The sequence below is a fragment of the Arthrobacter dokdonellae genome, assembly GCF_003268655.1.
Classification (GTDB): Bacteria; Actinomycetota; Actinomycetes; order Actinomycetales; family Micrococcaceae; genus Specibacter; species Specibacter dokdonellae.
Window position 1 is genome coordinate 2,847,749 of record NZ_CP029642.1, and the last position, 15,249, is coordinate 2,862,997.

Annotated in this window: 16 protein-coding genes; 9 read left to right on the plus strand and 7 right to left on the minus strand. The window is 53.7% G+C overall.

The window, feature by feature from the left end; all coding sequences use genetic code 11:
• Positions 1–96 precede the first annotated feature (96 nt).
• The gene (locus DMB86_RS12630; RefSeq protein ID WP_171814475.1) at positions 97–1,149 is read left to right on the plus strand and encodes a tyrosine-type recombinase/integrase; all 1,053 of its coding nucleotides are present in this window, start codon (positions 97–99) and stop codon (positions 1,147–1,149) included.
• Positions 1,150–1,339: 190 nt separating this feature from the next.
• On the opposite strand, the gene DMB86_RS20615 is transcribed toward DMB86_RS12630, so the two are convergent.
• Complete coding sequence (locus tag DMB86_RS20615; protein ID WP_171814476.1) at positions 1,340–1,498, minus strand: hypothetical protein; 159 nt, start codon at positions 1,496–1,498, stop codon at positions 1,340–1,342.
• 250 nt (positions 1,499–1,748) lie between these two features.
• Here DMB86_RS20615 and DMB86_RS12635 point away from each other — a divergent pair, with 250 nt between their 5' ends.
• The 7 genes from DMB86_RS12635 (at position 1,749) to DMB86_RS21630 (ending at position 6,667) form a co-directional block, all read left to right on the plus strand.
• Entirely contained in the window at positions 1,749–1,943 is a 195-nt protein-coding gene (locus tag DMB86_RS12635; RefSeq protein WP_113718121.1) for a hypothetical protein, read from the plus strand.
• Between the two features lie 318 nt (positions 1,944–2,261).
• Complete coding sequence (locus DMB86_RS12640) at positions 2,262–2,900, plus strand: cytidylate kinase-like family protein (protein WP_171814477.1); 639 nt, start codon at positions 2,262–2,264, stop codon at positions 2,898–2,900.
• A 21-nt stretch (positions 2,901–2,921) separates the two neighbouring features.
• The gene (locus DMB86_RS12645; protein WP_171814478.1) at positions 2,922–3,359 is read left to right on the plus strand and encodes an NUDIX hydrolase; all 438 of its coding nucleotides are present in this window, start codon (positions 2,922–2,924) and stop codon (positions 3,357–3,359) included.
• Entirely contained in the window at positions 3,352–3,741 is a 390-nt protein-coding gene (locus DMB86_RS20320; protein WP_129545524.1) for a hypothetical protein, read from the plus strand. The genes DMB86_RS12645 and DMB86_RS20320 overlap by 8 nt, the downstream gene beginning before the upstream one ends.
• 8 nt (positions 3,742–3,749) lie before the next feature.
• Entirely contained in the window at positions 3,750–5,489 is a 1,740-nt protein-coding gene (locus tag DMB86_RS12650) for an SUMF1/EgtB/PvdO family nonheme iron enzyme (RefSeq protein WP_171814479.1), read from the plus strand.
• A 12-nt stretch (positions 5,490–5,501) separates the two neighbouring features.
• Entirely contained in the window at positions 5,502–6,095 is a 594-nt protein-coding gene (locus DMB86_RS12655; RefSeq protein ID WP_113718125.1) for a GTP cyclohydrolase I, read from the plus strand.
• 314 nt (positions 6,096–6,409) lie between these two features.
• Complete coding sequence (locus DMB86_RS21630) at positions 6,410–6,667, plus strand: AAA family ATPase (protein WP_418202329.1); 258 nt, start codon at positions 6,410–6,412, stop codon at positions 6,665–6,667.
• A gap of 199 nt (positions 6,668–6,866) precedes the next feature.
• On the opposite strand, the gene DMB86_RS21635 is transcribed toward DMB86_RS21630, so the two are convergent.
• The 5 genes from DMB86_RS21635 to DMB86_RS12685 all read right to left on the minus strand — a co-directional run bounded on the left by DMB86_RS21635 (position 6,867) and on the right by DMB86_RS12685 (position 11,622).
• Positions 6,867–6,998 carry a transposase gene (locus tag DMB86_RS21635; RefSeq protein ID WP_113718127.1) on the minus strand — a complete coding sequence of 44 codons (132 nt, stop codon included), beginning with the start codon at positions 6,996–6,998 and terminating at the stop codon, positions 6,867–6,869.
• A 191-nt stretch (positions 6,999–7,189) separates the two neighbouring features.
• Positions 7,190–8,908: a hypothetical protein gene (locus tag DMB86_RS12670; RefSeq protein WP_129545525.1), complete on the minus strand. Its 1,719-nt coding sequence runs from the start codon at positions 8,906–8,908 to the stop codon at positions 7,190–7,192.
• Between the two features lie 76 nt (positions 8,909–8,984).
• Positions 8,985–9,269, minus strand: coding sequence for a helix-turn-helix domain-containing protein (locus DMB86_RS12675; protein ID WP_227878352.1), 285 nt, complete (start codon positions 9,267–9,269; stop codon positions 8,985–8,987).
• Between the two features lie 51 nt (positions 9,270–9,320).
• Positions 9,321–9,569 carry a type II toxin-antitoxin system RelE/ParE family toxin gene (locus tag DMB86_RS21640; RefSeq protein WP_227878353.1) on the minus strand — a complete coding sequence of 83 codons (249 nt, stop codon included), beginning with the start codon at positions 9,567–9,569 and terminating at the stop codon, positions 9,321–9,323.
• A 1,126-nt stretch (positions 9,570–10,695) separates the two neighbouring features.
• A complete protein-coding gene (locus DMB86_RS12685) occupies positions 10,696–11,622 on the minus strand; it encodes an endonuclease NucS domain-containing protein (RefSeq protein ID WP_113718130.1) in 927 nt (308 codons plus the stop codon).
• A 711-nt stretch (positions 11,623–12,333) separates the two neighbouring features.
• Here DMB86_RS12685 and DMB86_RS20330 point away from each other — a divergent pair.
• Positions 12,334–13,425 carry a hypothetical protein gene (locus tag DMB86_RS20330; RefSeq protein ID WP_129545526.1) on the plus strand — a complete coding sequence of 364 codons (1,092 nt, stop codon included), beginning with the start codon at positions 12,334–12,336 and terminating at the stop codon, positions 13,423–13,425.
• 124 nt (positions 13,426–13,549) lie between these two features.
• Here the strand turns inward: DMB86_RS20330 and DMB86_RS12690 are convergent, their stop codons facing one another.
• A complete protein-coding gene (locus tag DMB86_RS12690) occupies positions 13,550–14,164 on the minus strand; it encodes a hypothetical protein (protein ID WP_129545527.1) in 615 nt (204 codons plus the stop codon).
• Positions 14,165–15,249: the final 1,085 nt, after the last annotated feature.

Consider the following 15,249-nt stretch of genomic DNA (forward strand, 5'->3'; position numbering starts at 1 on the left):
ACCTGGGGAAAAATTACCCGCCGAAAGATGGGGCCCACCACGTGGCGGGCACGGGCAACCATGCGCGGATATGACGGCAAGCCCCGGATGTACCAAATGACAGGGCCAACCGGGGCCCAGGCTGAAGCCGCCCTCCTGACCAAGCTCAATGAGATGCTCCCGCCCACCGACGACGTGATCAGCCCCGACATGGCCATCAGCGAACTCGCCAAATTCTGGTGGCTCGAATTCGAGGACCTGGGACGGGCTGCCAATACGCGCCGGCGCTACCGGGAAATCATTGACACCTACATCCTGCCCGGAGTGGGGAACCTCACCATTCGCGAAGCCAACGTCTCCACCCTGGACAAGTTCCTCAAGGGCGTGCGCATCAAACACGGCAACGCAACAGCCAAAATGTCCAAGACTCTACTCTCCGGCATGATGTCCCTGGCCACACGCCACGGCGCCGCCCCAACAAATCCCCTACGGGAGGTCGCCCGTATCCCCACCGGCAACAAGGAAGTCCGCGCACTGACCATTGACGAAGTCGCCAAGCTTCGACATGACGTCTACCGATGGCAACAGCCAACCGGACGCCAGAATGGACTGCACGAAAAGGACATCCTCGACGTCGTGGACATCATGCTGGCCACCGGCGCCAGGATCGGAGAGGCGCTGGCCATCCGGTGGTCCGACGTCGACCTGGCCGCCGAGAAGCCGACCGTCACCATCCGCGGGACCATCATCGACATCCGGGGCAAGAACGGACTGAGGATCCAGGACCACCCCAAGAGCGCCAACTCGCGACAACGCTACTTCCTGCCACCTTTCGCCATCGAGATGCTGCGTCGGCGCCAGGCCGATCCGTTGCGACAAAATACCTTTGACTTGGTGTTCCCTTCCAGCACCTTGACCATTCGAGATCCCAATGGGTTCCGGAAACAATGGCGAGAAGCCCGGAAAGCTGTTGGCTTCGACTGGGTCACACCGCACACCTTTCGCAAATCAGTCGGGACCATCCTGGCCAACACCCAAGGCATGGCCGCCGCGACAGCGCAGCTTGGGCACGCGAGCGAGAAGATCACGAGCAAACACTACGTCCAAAAAACGCACGAGGCACCGGACAATACTGAGGTACTGCAGGCGTTCGGCAAACGCCCGAAGTAGCACCGTCGACCACGTAATTGACCCTTCAGAATTCAGAGTGTAGACAGCGCCTCCGCATGAGAAGTCCGGGAGGGAGTTGTCGTAGCTGGTCTGAGAGCCTAAGGAAAAACCTGGATTTCCTGGATCGTGAGTTTTCTACCAAGATGCCCTCGAGTTCAACGCTTCCTTCCGATACTCTGACCAGGCCATATTATGCCGCCTCGACGGACTCGCACTTGACGCAACTGGGCAGTATGTGCGCGCGGATGGTGACATCCACGCCTTGCGTGTTGTTGCTCCCGATGACTGGTGCCATCGACGCGGGTCCCAGGGACTTCCCCGTGACACCCTGACCTGCCAGCTGGGCCATAAACCCCTTCAAGTGGCGGCCCAGCGCTTTGCTGGTGCGCATCCCCCGTTACCGCTGCACCGGGTAAGGACAAGCGTAGTGGCAAGATACCTCCACGGCTGCAGAGCCACGCGTCAAGCACTCGCGCCGCGGGCTGCGCTGAGCCTTGGAACAGATCGTGTGCCAACACCGCGCCGTCGCCCGGATGGCCGAAGGCTTGGGCGTCACTTGGCATACAGCCAACCAGACCGTGCTGTCGGAGCGTTGACCCGTGCCGATTGATGATTCGCACCGCTTCGCAGGCGTGAAGAACATGGGTGTTGATGAGCACGTCTATCGGCGCACCCGCCGTGGCAACAAATACATCACCGTTATCAGCGGACTGACCCCGATCCGTGACTGCATGGGCCCTTCCCACCTGCCGGACATGGTCGAGGGCCGCTCTAAACCAGTCTTCGCGACCTAATAGCAGGAATACCGACAAGCGTGTCGGGATCGAGGACGTGGCCAGAGGCAAGTTCTCCGGACTCAAAAGCGCCGCAGCCGAAACTTCCTCGACGCGGTCCCGATCAAGGACCTTAGGAGACTTCAGACCGAAACCAGAACCTGAGCCTGAAGAGCCCCAAACCACACCCTTCAGTACATGAAAGGACTCGAGCAGGCGCCACAAATTCCGCCAGCACTTCGACTCAATCTCGACATACGGTTCCAAATAAAGCCGCACCCTGCTAGCATCGGCAAAAGAATCACTGTTAGCAGCATCACATCCAAGGCACCAGCACGGATGGTCGTTCAATTCAGAGAGGCCGATTCCATCAATGTCCTAATATCTGGTCTTACCGCTGCGGGAAAGACAACACATGCAAAACTCCTCGCCGAAAACATGAATTACGAATATATCTCAGCGACGGCCTTGCTTGCGGGTTTGCTAGGTATCCCATCAGAGGAAATCAACGATCAATTTTGGATAAAATACGGTGATCAAATTGACCGCATTCGTCGAGCGACCGACCTGGACAACGAACTAGACCATGAACTACTAAAACTTTGTCTAAAGCGTTCAGACTTGATAGTAGACGCTTGGGCCGCCCCTTGGCTCGTAAAAACAGACAAGGCAGTACGGGTTTGGCTAAAATCAGACCTGAAATCTCGCACTCTCAAGGCCGCCGTTTCAGACGACAACGCACACGAGCTATCGTGGTACGAACCTTTCATTGATAAAAAAGATCGAACAACACGAAATCATTTCAAACGCCTCTATGATTTCGATCTTTACATGTATGATACCGCAGGCTTTGATGTTATTATCGAAAATACATTATATATCAAAAACCCGACTCGCTTAGATGCGGACCGTGGGATTGCACTATTTGATCCAGTTTTCACAAAGGCCGTCAAACAAAATCTGGCGTATAAAAAGTAAGTATTTATGAGAGGACATGATATGAACGAAGCGGCAGAAATGAAAGACCCGAGTTTCTCTGGGATTCAAAAAGTTGGAGCAGCGATTGTGCTCGACCGTAAAGTGATTGCACTGCGTAAGACTAATCAACCCAGCTCGGAATACTACATGGCGGGCGGCAAAATTGAAGACGGCGAAACTCAACTTCAAACGCTTAAGCGCGAGCTGGACGAGGAACTCGGCGTCGCGGTGAAAGAGTACGACTACATTGGAACCTACGAAGATTTGGCCGTTTTTGAAGGAACGCCAATCCGTCTGCACGCGTACTATGTGCTGGTGGAAGGTCGTCCTAAACCAGCCAATGAAGTAAAGGAATATCGATGGTTTGACTCAAAATGGAAGTCGGAAGGAATCGAGCTTAGCTCAATCCTTGCGGAGCAAGTAATTCCAGAACTGGTAGCTAGGGGTTACATTGACTAAGACCGAACTACATCGAGAGGATGTATCCAGTTGGATTGTCAGGCTTTCTGGCACTGATAACAGCCTAACTGATAAATTGGTTTTAGACCTGATTGAAGACTTGAGACGGCAAATACCCGATGCATCAATTGCCCGCAAGGCAACTGACGTTAAGGACACTGGATCCAGGTCTGGACTCGACATTGACACGACGCAATTTCTCGTCGCACTTGCTCCATTTCTGGCTCAACAGCTCGTTGATGTGACAAAGGCTTGGGTCAGGAGAAAAGGCAAGAGCGAGCCTAAAGTAAACGAAGAACGAATTTCGGGCACCTTAGAGCATGCAGAATACGACACAGTCGACATTCAAATCAGTATTAGACGTGATAAACACATGAAGTAGGAGTGACCTTGGCTCGAAAAGCACTTCTATTTGGAGTTTCTAATTATACTGATATAGCCCTTGATGGTCTTGAAAAGCCACATTCCGACATAGGCGCCATCTATCGCCTCCTCGCCGATATGGGCCACGGAGGTTTCGATTCGGTGATGCAGAAACCTGACGCAGACTGGCACGAAGCACATGGCTTGATTACAGATCTATTTCTGCACTCAGATGCGAACGATGTCGTCCTACTCATGTTTGCTGGTCATGGAATTAGAAATGATTATGGCGATCTTTATCTAGCATTTAAGAATACACAAATGAATAATCTTGAAGGTACAGCGGTTGCTGCCCACAACATCGCCCGACTCATGGATACGGCTCAGGTAGCCACACAAATACTTATTTTGGATTGTTGCTTTAGTGGAGCTTTCCCCGACGGTAGTCGCGGCAATTCTAATGCGGCATCGCCAGTCCAAGACACTTATGCGGATGTTTTTAATATGCCATACGGTAGGAAGGCAGTATTGACTGCTACAGACGTTATCCAAGTAGCGCGTGAATATAGTGGCCCAGCTGACGATAGCGATTACTCCCTGTTCAGTCGGTTTCTCATATCTGGTATCGAGGGACCAGGAGATCTTGATGGTGACGGCATTGTGGGCTTGGCAGAACTTTACGAACATATTCTGAACTCCTGCAAGGCGACTGTAGCTATGCAAACCCCACAATTGTTGGGGCGTGCAGGGCTACAATTTGGTGATGTATCTATCAGCCGTAATCCTGAGATTCACGTCCAGACCGATCGAAGTCGAATACTCACAGACACAATGCTTCTGCTCTCCGAGTCGGCCAGGCTCGAGGCGGTTTCCGCGCTCGTGGACGGGAACGGAAGAATATCTGAGGGTAGTGCCAAAAATCCGGACATGGATATTAGGGCTTTGCTACGGGAGTTGGCCTTCCGAGATCCCTCCCGGAAGGCCCGAGATCATTTCTGGAGTGAACTTCACCGATTTTCCGAGAAAATTTCAGGGCCTGGTAACTTTGTAATCCGCGATGCTTCCACCATTTTGCCCGGGCCGTTCGAATGGTGCGACATTCCACAAGGATCCGCCATGATACGGAAACATGAATACTTTGATGTCCCAGCATTTAGAGTGTCTAAATACCCGGTGACCGTTGAACAATTCGCTTATTTTATTGATTCAGACGACGGATATTTCCAGGATGAATGGTGGAGAGGCCTAGGCGAAAGACCTGATCGCCCCTACGATCAATGGGCCCCGACTAATTTTCTGCCGAGAGTCTATGTGAATTGGTATGAATCCGTAGCCTTTACTCGTTGGTTGACTGCACGGACAGGACAACTTGTCCGTTTGCCCCTAGAGTGGGAGTGGGAGTGGGCAGCAGGAAGTGGAGATGGCGATACGTCATATCCGTGGGGTGACTGGTGGTCAAAATATAATGCAAACGTTAAGGACAGCGGAATCGGACAAATCACGCCAGTAGTTGATTACACTGGGGGTGTGAGCCAATTTGGGGTCAGTGGGATGTCAGGCAACGTTTGGGAGCGGTGCTTGAATCTCTACGATAGACCAACGAGGGTCTCCTATTCAGGTAAACAACTTCGCGTGATAAGAGGTGGTTCTTATCGATATCCCAGCTGGAAGGCAAGAATTGATCATCGCCATGCATGTCTCCCTGGACGGAGATTTGACGACGGCGGATTTAGAATCTGCTCTTCGGTGGGATTAAAATTCAACTGAAATTGAGGAATTATGAGCGATGATAGTTCGGGCCTGGATGTTGCAAAGCTGGAGGCAGCGCAAAGGCTAATTGCCGATGCATTTGGTGGCCAGTCTCCTGAAGCAGACTTAAACTCGGCAGACCGATTTGCCCGCTGGCAAAAGGCCGCATTCTTCGACCCGCGTGAACACTATGACCGTTCGTCAGTAAAACTTTTTGGTGTCCCGGAGCACAGCTCGGTTGAACTTATTACCATTAAAGTTTCTGCTGTGTCTGCTTGCGAACATCATTATGCACCAGCCATACTTAAGGCAACAGTGGGGTACATTCCGGGGAAATATTTTGTCGGTTACTCGAAGATTGCTAAAATGTTCAAATTTTTTGCGTCAAAATATACGATGGATGAAATTATTTGTAGCGATTTTCTCAGAGAGTTCAATGAAGTTGCTGGTCCTAAGGGTGCTGGAATACTTCTCAGGGGAAAACATTTTTGTGTTATATCAAAGGGTGGTCCCGAATCAGATTTTCCGATGGTTCAAGCTCTTTCGGGCAACCTTCGCACTGATTTGTCCTTGAGGCAGGAATTTCTCAGCCATGCATCGACTTCATGGGACGATGGTATTTGATCATGATATTTATTCTCACATCGTTTAGTCGTCAAGACTATACGATTTGGGGCTGTCCGTGAAAATCGCATTCGTCGGTCCTTTTTCGAGTGGCAAAACAACAATTGCAAATGATATCATGACGGCGATGCCGTGTACGGCTATACCGGAGCAGGCCCGAAGGGTTATAGGTCTGTCTAGCAATGCAACAATGGCGCTTAGTGACGTACGGGCTTTTTTGATAGTCAGCCAACTGATCTTGGAACGCGAGTATGAAGGGGCCGGGGGGGGTTAAAATCGTCGACGGTGGGGTGATAAACAATCTTGCTCATGACATGGTCTTGCTACATCCAGCTCCCTCGCGAACTGCTCTATTTTCAGAGATTAGACACTCGAAGTACGATCATGTTTTTCTTTGCGATTATCGTGACGTAGGACTTGAACATGATGGGATTCGTTTCGATGATATCGATTTGAGAATCAGACTCGACTCAGCCGTTCGGTCGGTAATGAGTGAATTAGATTATCGTTTTACCATTTTAAGCGGTAATCGACTCGAACGACTGAGCTCCGTACTACAGGTCTTGAATTAGACATCAATGGATCGCGCGCCACTACGTCTGCACTATTGGTGAGGGCAACAACGGTTGTCTAAAATTGAACGCCGGTATAAGCGTGGGCGGGTCCATCGGTGTTCCGTAAGCCGGTCCTGCGGCGATCAAAAAGAGTCCCCACTATGACGGATGTCCGAGTCCCACAAGCCCGACATCTATATCGCCGGTCAGCCACGGCCTAACCGCCAGCATGCGAGCAGCGCGGGCAAACAGAGCCCTTCGGCCAGCGAACCCAAGCCAGACAATCCAGACAATCAGCGTCTGAGGCAAACCACGATCGATACTCCCCGCCAGAGCACGGGTAGTCCACACCAGCTGGGAGCTGGGACTCAGCTACGCCCCAATTTTAGTCCGGTCAGATGTATATTCCAGATCGCCGAATTAGCCTAGAGATTTCATCGGCGTGTGGCCGTGCCGTGTAATTAAACCCTGAAAGGTGCCTGACGTGGAAAAATGGAGTTACTACACAGCATTTTCTACACAGTTTCAGGAGCACCTCGCCTAGTCTTTGTGTAGTATTCCACTAATTCCCGCCAGCAAGAGTGCGGTTAGAATCCACGCAATACTTCTGAGTACGGCAAAGGTCGCGGACAGCCACGCACTTTTACCTATCAGAAACATCGCAGATTGCCCCGTCGTCGCCGCAGGAATGGTCGTGTCAAGAGCATAGAGAAACGCATTGAATCCTGGGACTCCGGACTGCGTAACGACCATCGGATTCTGGGTGAAGTCCCCGTGGAATACCATGGCAAGAACCAGAGACACAGCGAATATACCGACCATCCAGGGGACGACAAACAAGGGCCGATACCCATAACCAACGACACCACCATACGGCCAGCGAAGTATCTTTGATCTGATACGTGCAGCCTTCGTCACTTCTTGAGCTGCTTTGTATCGGATCCAGCGCGCTTCTTCAGGATGTCCACTTTGTTCATATACCCTAGCCATTTCTCTCCACGGCTGGGGGACAAATACTTTCCTTGACGACGAAGCATGGACATGCTCGGAATTTACCCGGAGCCATTGTACAACGGAGTGACGTTTCGTAAGAAAGTAACCCTCGATCGAGCCGACTGCCCATCCTTGCGCACTGGATAACGATGGGATTTTCCCCTCGGAAGACCCAACACTCAAATGACGGATCTTCGCTCCCGCGAGATTGACCGTGCCGTTGGTCGTTAACCCTTTGTCGAACTTCAGTCTCGCGACGGTGATAGATTCAAGCTTGAGCACGTCGCCTTGGGGCCTGCCACTAGTTAGAATCTCGCCACTCAGGCTCAGAGTGGACATGAAATGGGCGCCAATTGCACGGATAACTCCGTGGGCGGTGATTCCATTCACGAGAGCATCGTCGCGAACATGAGCACCGTCAAGTAGGAGAGCACAGACGCTAAGAACATTATTCGCGTCGAACATGGTCGCACCGTAAAGAATTCCTCCGTTCAAGATGAGTTGACCACCGATCCTGGCACCGACCGCGCGAACTACCCCAGTGGCTTCTCGCATCAGGACCACATGGCTGACAATATTGATGCCGTCTAGGGTGAGAGCGTCGCCCCTGGGTTCCGGATTCGTCAAAGTCGCGCCCGTCAAATTGAGCTGACCGCCAATCTGCGCATCAACGGCGCGCACTTCGCCGGTAGCCGTGAGGTTGCACAGGAATACATCGCCTTTTATCTTAATACCATCAAGAGTCAGGGCATTTTCCTTGGAGTTGTGGCTGGCTAGCTTCGACTTCGTCAGGTTGATTTGGCCGCCGATCGTTGCTTCAACCGCTCTGACTTCCCGAGTCGCTTGGAGGCGTTCAAGAAACACGTCGCCTTTGATTCTGGCGGCACGAAAGGTCAACCCTGGCATAGAGCAGCCGCGGAGGTTCAGCGCGGGCAAGGTGCAATGGTTAAAAGAGGGTTCATTGTCGAACCCGCTCTGCGTAATTTTCAAACGGCACGGAAGCGTTACGTAGTCGAGGTTCAGAGTTCCTGTCACCCGGACCCCTCTGAGCTGCAACCCGCGAGGATCGGGAGCTAACCTTGGATCGAGAAGGGCCGCGCGGATCGCATCCGCAGGTACAGAACGACTTCCAGCCCAGACCTTGCTCTTGGACGCTTGAACCTCTCTGTTGGATTGACCGCTGGCCAAATCAATGGGAATTCCCGATGTTGCGGCATTGAAAAGTCGGGCCTCCCAACCTTCGTTTCTCCCAAAAATCCCACCCATGGGCCAGTTCTACCACTTTTCAACAGAAACAGAAATAGTATTGGACACATACACTTCGCCTGCGTCTTTCAACTATTTAGGCGATTTGGATGCATTGGCCGCCGAGTCCTACCTCGATGCGCAACGTGCCTCCGATTGCCTCAACATGCTTTCGTAGCGTGTCGATCTGGGCGTGGTCGATCTCGCCGTGCTCTATCCGCGACACCCAGTTCTGCGTGACATACAGCCACCCGGCAACTTGGGCCGGGGCCGGCTCGGACAATTCACGCACGCGGTAGGCGCCGACCACATCGAGCATGCGTTTTCTGTGCTCGTCCACGACCGCCCGGTCGACAGGGCACTTCGTCAGCGTCTCCTCCATGGATCTTGCCATTACGGTATCGCTTCATTGCCTTCATTGCCTTCATTGCCTTCAAGTGATCATCGAACAGGACACCTGCGATCGGAATGTTCTTCGTGTAACACTTGGACCAGTTCCCGTCCCATCCCCTGCCACCGGCCAAATCGCCTGACGTTGCGAATCAAAGGCAAACAACACCCGCAGCTCCGACCGGCCGCTGGACACTGGCCGCACTTCCTTCATGTTCTTGGATCTCGACCGGACCACTATGTCTACCAAGGGCCGGCCAAGCTGCAACCCGCGCGCGGCCAACAACTCCATTGGCGGCAACGGCTCGGCCGTAGGAGTCGTGATCCAAACCAGGCAGCCATGCTTCAACAGGTGACACCTCGAAGTTTCACATCATCGGCAGAATACAACCTCCAAGCAATATGGCTCTCGGAGTATAAACAAGGCCGCTCGGTCCTCGATTTGTTGAACCCGCGGCAATCCAAACGCTCGCACTTTTTCGTGTCCGACTGTCAGTTCAGGTTCGCAGTTTGGCTCACGAGTTTGATCTAAATTCAGGCCCACCAAGGCGGCGAAATCGGAGGCAAATTGCCGTAAAAATTAGGGAAGTTCATACTCCACTCCCCCAACTAAGAGTCACCCATAAGCACGCTTCGGAGCCGACAATTGTTTCATGGCGGGCCGGACCGAAACTGCACCCCGAACAACGCAGTGCTTTGAAGTACGAGAGCCCTCGTTTCACAACGGGTGACATGACATCGACGGTGTCCACGGACCTGCAAACGGCCACCAAACAGACCATCCGGCGCTACGCTGCAGGTCCACGTCACGTTTTACTCACGTTTTTCAACGAAAACCGACGCCAATAGTTGGCATGCCAAAGGGGCCTGTCGTCCCGCACTCCCCCGAAAACTACCGGATTTTGACCGTCAACGAAGACTGTTGGCATGAGAATCCTGAGATTCTCTTGGCCGCCGGTTCGAGTCCGGCCCGGGGCACCAAATGTGGCTCTGACCTGCGGTTTTACTGTTTCAACCATACCCGCGGAAAGGGCCAAATCACGTTCTACTCACGTTTTTGAACGGAAACTTGGTCACGTTTTTGGCCCGTGCAGGGTCAATTAATCCGCCTGCTGACGTCACGTTTTTCGCTCGGCGGGCGGGAAAACCGCGGGAATCCGCGGTTTTCCCGGACCTGAAAGGCCAGGGCCTGTGGCTGCCAACTATTGGCCCTCCGATCACGGAACTCACGGGGCAGAATGTCTTTGGAGAACAAGGACCTCACCTGAACAACGCCACCCCGGCCACCATCGTCGTTCCCCAAAAACCGTCTGAGACGGCACGAAGCTGGTGGCCAGGAAACCGCAGACGAGCCATGAAACGACAGCCCTCGTTTCGTCCACGAATGGATGACACCCAAGGGGGGCCGAAAAAGGCTGTCAAGACTCCAGATGAAATTCAATTCTGTACCTCATAAACCGGATACCTTTGGCAATGGACAATGCACGACGGATTCTAAGGTCGTCCTCTTGAGCGATGATGACGCCTTCAACGGTTTGTCCAGGTTCAAGTAGGGCTTCCTGCACAAACCCCATGTAGCGCTGGATCTGACCGACCACAGCATCACTGGCCCTTCCACGCTTCAGCTCGACAACGAGGAGCCTAGTGCGGTCCTTACTGATAGCAAGGATGTCCATGGGCCCGGTGTCAGTGGGGTACTGCTGGCCGACCAGTTGGCCGTCCTCCTCGTAGATGTCATACTCTCGGCCCAGGATGGTGCTTCGCCAGTTATGGACCAGAAAGTCTTCGAGCTGCTTCTCCATATGGAACGCGAGCAGGTCCTCAACCTGGGAGGAGATTGCTTGGGCGATCGGTTGAGCCTGGTCTGCGAGCTGCGTGAGGGCGGCCAACTCCGCGACGTGGGCGGACAGCTGGAATACAGTCATCAATGAACCTGCTGAGGAAGCCAGGACGGGGCTCATATCGTCCCTGTTCAATGATCCCTTCCAGTCAACGCGGCGCCGGTGTGGCAGCTCAGTGCCCGGATGATACTCGTACCCCCCGGCGACGATCCCGTACTGGTATGTTCTGCCCGGTTTCGGCGCAAGCACCATGTCACCTTCGCTGATGCCCTCACACGCCGCCCACAGGTTGCCCATCGCCAGACCCGCGGCAATACGCGACTTGTCCGGATACATCGCCAAAAACACACTGTTCATCGCACCTCGGAAGACCTGTGCTCCGTGGCCGAGGTGAGGCCTGATGTCATAGTCGCCAATGAAATCCACCCCCAAGTAGCCTGCCTCGATCATCTCTTCTGCGTTGCGTCCGCCTGCGCCCTGGCGGACCACCCATGCTGTCGTCATTACTCTCCCCAGCTATAGTGACCCTCCGCGGAGCCACTCGTTCTTCATGCATCGAACATAACCCACGTGGCTGACACTAACTCACGGTATCCCGCCAGCAACTACAGGTACGACAGCTGCGCCGCAACGCAGGCCCTACCAAAAGATTCTCCGACAGCACCTACATGGGCATGTTCTATGAGTCAACGCGGGGTATGTTCACGGAGACGGCAGCGGAGCATAATGTCCCCATGGCATTAGGGAGACGTCAGCGTCGGGTGGAAGAGGCAAAATATCACCGGTCAGTCCGGTTCTGGTTGGCGAGCCACTGGATAATGCTTGTCGCTTTGGTCGTTTGCGCGCTGCTTGCAAGTGGGTTCATGGCTATAGCAAACAACTGGGCCACGACGTGCTCTTGGTATGTGTCACAGTATCCAGATTCCATCTTCGATTTAGGAGCGTCCATGAACCAGTGTCACCACGTCGGAGGTTTTGAGTTTTCCACGAGTTGGAACCCGCTGATCGCCGTAATCTTCAGTGTTCTGGGCGCAATTTTGGGGTCATTCGTCGATTTCACATCCCCTCCACCACCTCCGACCGTTGATGTGTGAGGTGTAACGCCTTCCAATTGGGCAGGCCCAACATCAATCGCACAGGACTAACCAGGGTCTCCTCGAGGCGTCCAGCAAAGCCGGGGCAGCCCGCAGTTCCGATCGTTGTAAAGTTCAGTAGATGGATACCCCAGTTAGCTTGTTCGATTTGAAAGTCCCTGTCAATAGGGCACATCCGCTCTTTCTCGCCATGTGTGACTACAAAGGTGCAGCGGGAGCCCGCGAACTGATGGACCTAATCTTCTCGAACTACATAGATGAAGACAAGAACTTCATCAAGGATTTTCAATCAATCGGTTTTAGCTCGCGGGTATGGGAACTATCATTGTTCGCCTACTTCAGCGAAGCCGACCTTAACTTACTGCCAACCAAGGGAGTCGTTGACTACTTGGTGTCGAACCAGAAATCGATTGTGGCAATTGAAGCGGTCACAAGCCAACCCACTGGGCAAGTGGACCGGGGCGTCAAAACGCCATCCTTGAGCGATGTCGTTCCAGATAACTTACCCGCAGCTCGCGATGAGTTCATACATCAGTTTGGCAAGGCGCTTCGAAAAAAGTGGCAAAAAACCAACGCGGCTGGGCAACGGTACTGGGAACTAGAATGTGTGAAGGGAAAGCCGTTTGTCATCGCGGTGGAATCCTTCCACTCAGGTAGTTCGCTATTTCATAGCTTTGGAGTTGCGGCGGAGTACCTTTACGGTCAGTCCACCGTCGCCCAGATCGACTCTAAGGGCCAGCTTTCGGTTGTGTCCGAGCCAATCGACGAACACCTTTGGAATGGAAAGAGCATCCCGAGCGGAATATTCAACGACCCCGAGTGGACTGACGTAAGTGCCGTAATCTTTGCCAACGGTGCTTCAGTTCCTCAGTTCAATCGCATAGGAAAGCAAGAGGGGCTGGGCGATCCAGGGACCGTAATTTGGCGCCGAGGTACCTGCGCCAACCATAACCCGAACAGTGCGACACCGTCCATCTTCAGCTATGAAGTCGGTACGGCCAATGCTCCCGAAGAAGACTTTGCTCAGGCTATCCATGTATTTCACAATCCAAACGCCCGGAGGCCCCTTCCCCCAGGATTCTTCCCTCGGGCATCTGAGCATCATCGGCTGCCAGAAAACGGACAGATTCTGACCACACTCGGGGCGGAGTTTATCCCCTTCGGCAGCGTGACATACATTTTTCAAGCTACCGACCGGAAATCAGAAGCTTGACGATGCTGTCTCGTTGCATTCTTGCCTGCGGCGAGTTGTCGACGCCTGCAGAAACAATCCAGCAAGGATTTGGCGACTTTGCGCCCACCAAGGGGGCCACCGTGGCTGGAAGACTCATATACGCCTAGCTTCCGACGGGGAGCTGGACGCCCTTCTTGCCCATTCGCCGAACGGCGAGGGCTTGCACGGCGGTGATGGCGGCCCAGAGGATCTGAATGGCGGAGCCGGTGAAGAGGCCATGGGGAACACCCTGACTCGCGATTTTTAGGCCCTCGGGAGCGCCCCAGGTGGTGAGAGTTGCAACGAGTGGGCCGACCGCAACACCGGCACCGAACATCGACAGGACCGCAAGATAGTAAATGGTCACCCCGTAGCCGGCTGTTATCGTAGATCCGCTCATTGAGGCGAATTGCTGCTCTCCGAAAATCGGACTGATTGGCTGGACTCGCCCGACGCGAAGACTAGGTTCGTTCAGTGCCCAGTCCTCGATCGTCCGACGAACCATCGCAGCCCTTCCCTGCCGGGACAGCTCACCCAGGAAAATGGCGGATGATGCTGCGGCTGCGGCCGGTGCGCCTATCCCCAGAACTGCTGTGACAAGCCAATAGGAGTCAGACCTGTGGGACGAGAAGTAGACCAGAGTTCCGAAAAGGAGCGCGGAGACCGTGGTGCCCATCCAGGCGATGGCTCGCTGCTGCATCTCACGTGATGTTTTCGTGTCCTCGACCAATGCGGTCATGGTCGCAATCATCAGCGGCAAGCCAGCGTTGGCAGGTGCTGGCCTGCCCCTCTTCATCCGAATCGAATCCATCGGGGCCTCTCAGATGTCGAATCCAACCAGTTGGACCTGATTCTATGGGCCACGTGACCTGTTGCGTGCAGCCCTGCCGCGTCAAGTGACTGCGGGCTAGGTGTCTTCGATTCCGCATTGATGGTTGCCGACGGGGTCAAGTCCTGTGGAGTGGTATCGTCGGAATGCTTTCAGATTGCCTTTGCCCGTTGCTCTGGGCGTACTCATGGTAGTTGCCGGATCGCCCTTGGCGTTCTCTTCATTCGACCACCACCTCTGCGGCGCTTTGTGAAAGTCCGACGCTGATAGGCACCCAAGCCCACTGGTGGACAAGCATCTCACCAGTCGTCGACTTATTGGACCCGCTGCAAACCAAACGATCGCGTATCGTACCGTGCAACTGTGTTCCGTACATTCGAAAAGTGAGTCACACAAATGATCGCACTTCAGGCCAGCCGGAATGGCAAATTCGGAAGCAAATAGCCTTAAAATTAGGCAAGTTCATGCTCCACTCTCCCAACAAAAGTCACTAAAATCCATGTTTCGCAGCGGCAACTGGCCGCTTGGCCGACAGGCCCGAAACCACGCCCCGGACAACGCAATGCGATGAAATACGACGGACCGCTTTCGACAACCGCTGACATGCCGTCCAGTATGCCGATGAACCTGCAAACGGCCATCTAACAACAGCTCCGGTGCTGCGCTGCAGGGTCTCGTCACGTTTTACTCACGTTTTTCAACGACAACCCATGGCAATCCTCGGCATGTCAACGTGGCCCTGTTGTTCCGCGCTCCCCCGGAAATTGGCGGTTTTTGGCGTCTGTCGAAGTCTGTTGGCATGAGAGTCCTGAGTTTCTCTTGGCCGCCGGTTCGAGTCCGGCCCGGGGCACCAAATATGGCTCTGACCTGCGGTTATACTATTTTAGCGGGGTGCACGGAGGGGCCAAATGACGCTTTACTCACGTTATTGAACGAAAAGTTCGTCACGTTTTTGGCCTGCGGAGGTCCAATTTCACCTCTGGTTTTCGTCACGT

What these genes read in the sequence shown, in the direction of transcription:
- DMB86_RS12685 (WP_113718130.1), bottom strand. Translation starts at nt 11,622, where the DNA reads ATGACGACAGCATGGGTGGTCCGCCAGGGCGCAGGCGGACGCAACGCA.
- DMB86_RS21640 (WP_227878353.1), bottom strand. Translation starts at nt 9,569, where the DNA reads ATGGAGTTGTTGGCCGCGCGCGGGTTGCAGCTTGGCCGGCCCTTGGTA.
- DMB86_RS20615 (WP_171814476.1), bottom strand. Translation starts at nt 1,498, where the DNA reads ATGGCCCAGCTGGCAGGTCAGGGTGTCACGGGGAAGTCCCTGGGACCC.
- DMB86_RS21630 (WP_418202329.1), top strand. Translation starts at nt 6,410, where the DNA reads ATGGTCTTGCTACATCCAGCTCCCTCGCGAACTGCTCTATTTTCAGAG.
- DMB86_RS12655 (WP_113718125.1), top strand. Translation starts at nt 5,502, where the DNA reads ATGAGCGATGATAGTTCGGGCCTGGATGTTGCAAAGCTGGAGGCAGCG.
- DMB86_RS12645 (WP_171814478.1), top strand. Translation starts at nt 2,922, where the DNA reads ATGAACGAAGCGGCAGAAATGAAAGACCCGAGTTTCTCTGGGATTCAA.
- DMB86_RS12630 (WP_171814475.1), top strand. Translation starts at nt 97, where the DNA reads ATGACAGGGCCAACCGGGGCCCAGGCTGAAGCCGCCCTCCTGACCAAG.
- DMB86_RS20330 (WP_129545526.1), top strand. Translation starts at nt 12,334, where the DNA reads ATGGATACCCCAGTTAGCTTGTTCGATTTGAAAGTCCCTGTCAATAGG.
- DMB86_RS12670 (WP_129545525.1), bottom strand. Translation starts at nt 8,908, where the DNA reads ATGGGTGGGATTTTTGGGAGAAACGAAGGTTGGGAGGCCCGACTTTTC.
- DMB86_RS12690 (WP_129545527.1), bottom strand. Translation starts at nt 14,164, where the DNA reads ATGACCGCATTGGTCGAGGACACGAAAACATCACGTGAGATGCAGCAG.
- DMB86_RS12675 (WP_227878352.1), bottom strand. Translation starts at nt 9,269, where the DNA reads ATGGAGGAGACGCTGACGAAGTGCCCTGTCGACCGGGCGGTCGTGGAC.
- DMB86_RS12640 (WP_171814477.1), top strand. Translation starts at nt 2,262, where the DNA reads ATGGTCGTTCAATTCAGAGAGGCCGATTCCATCAATGTCCTAATATCT.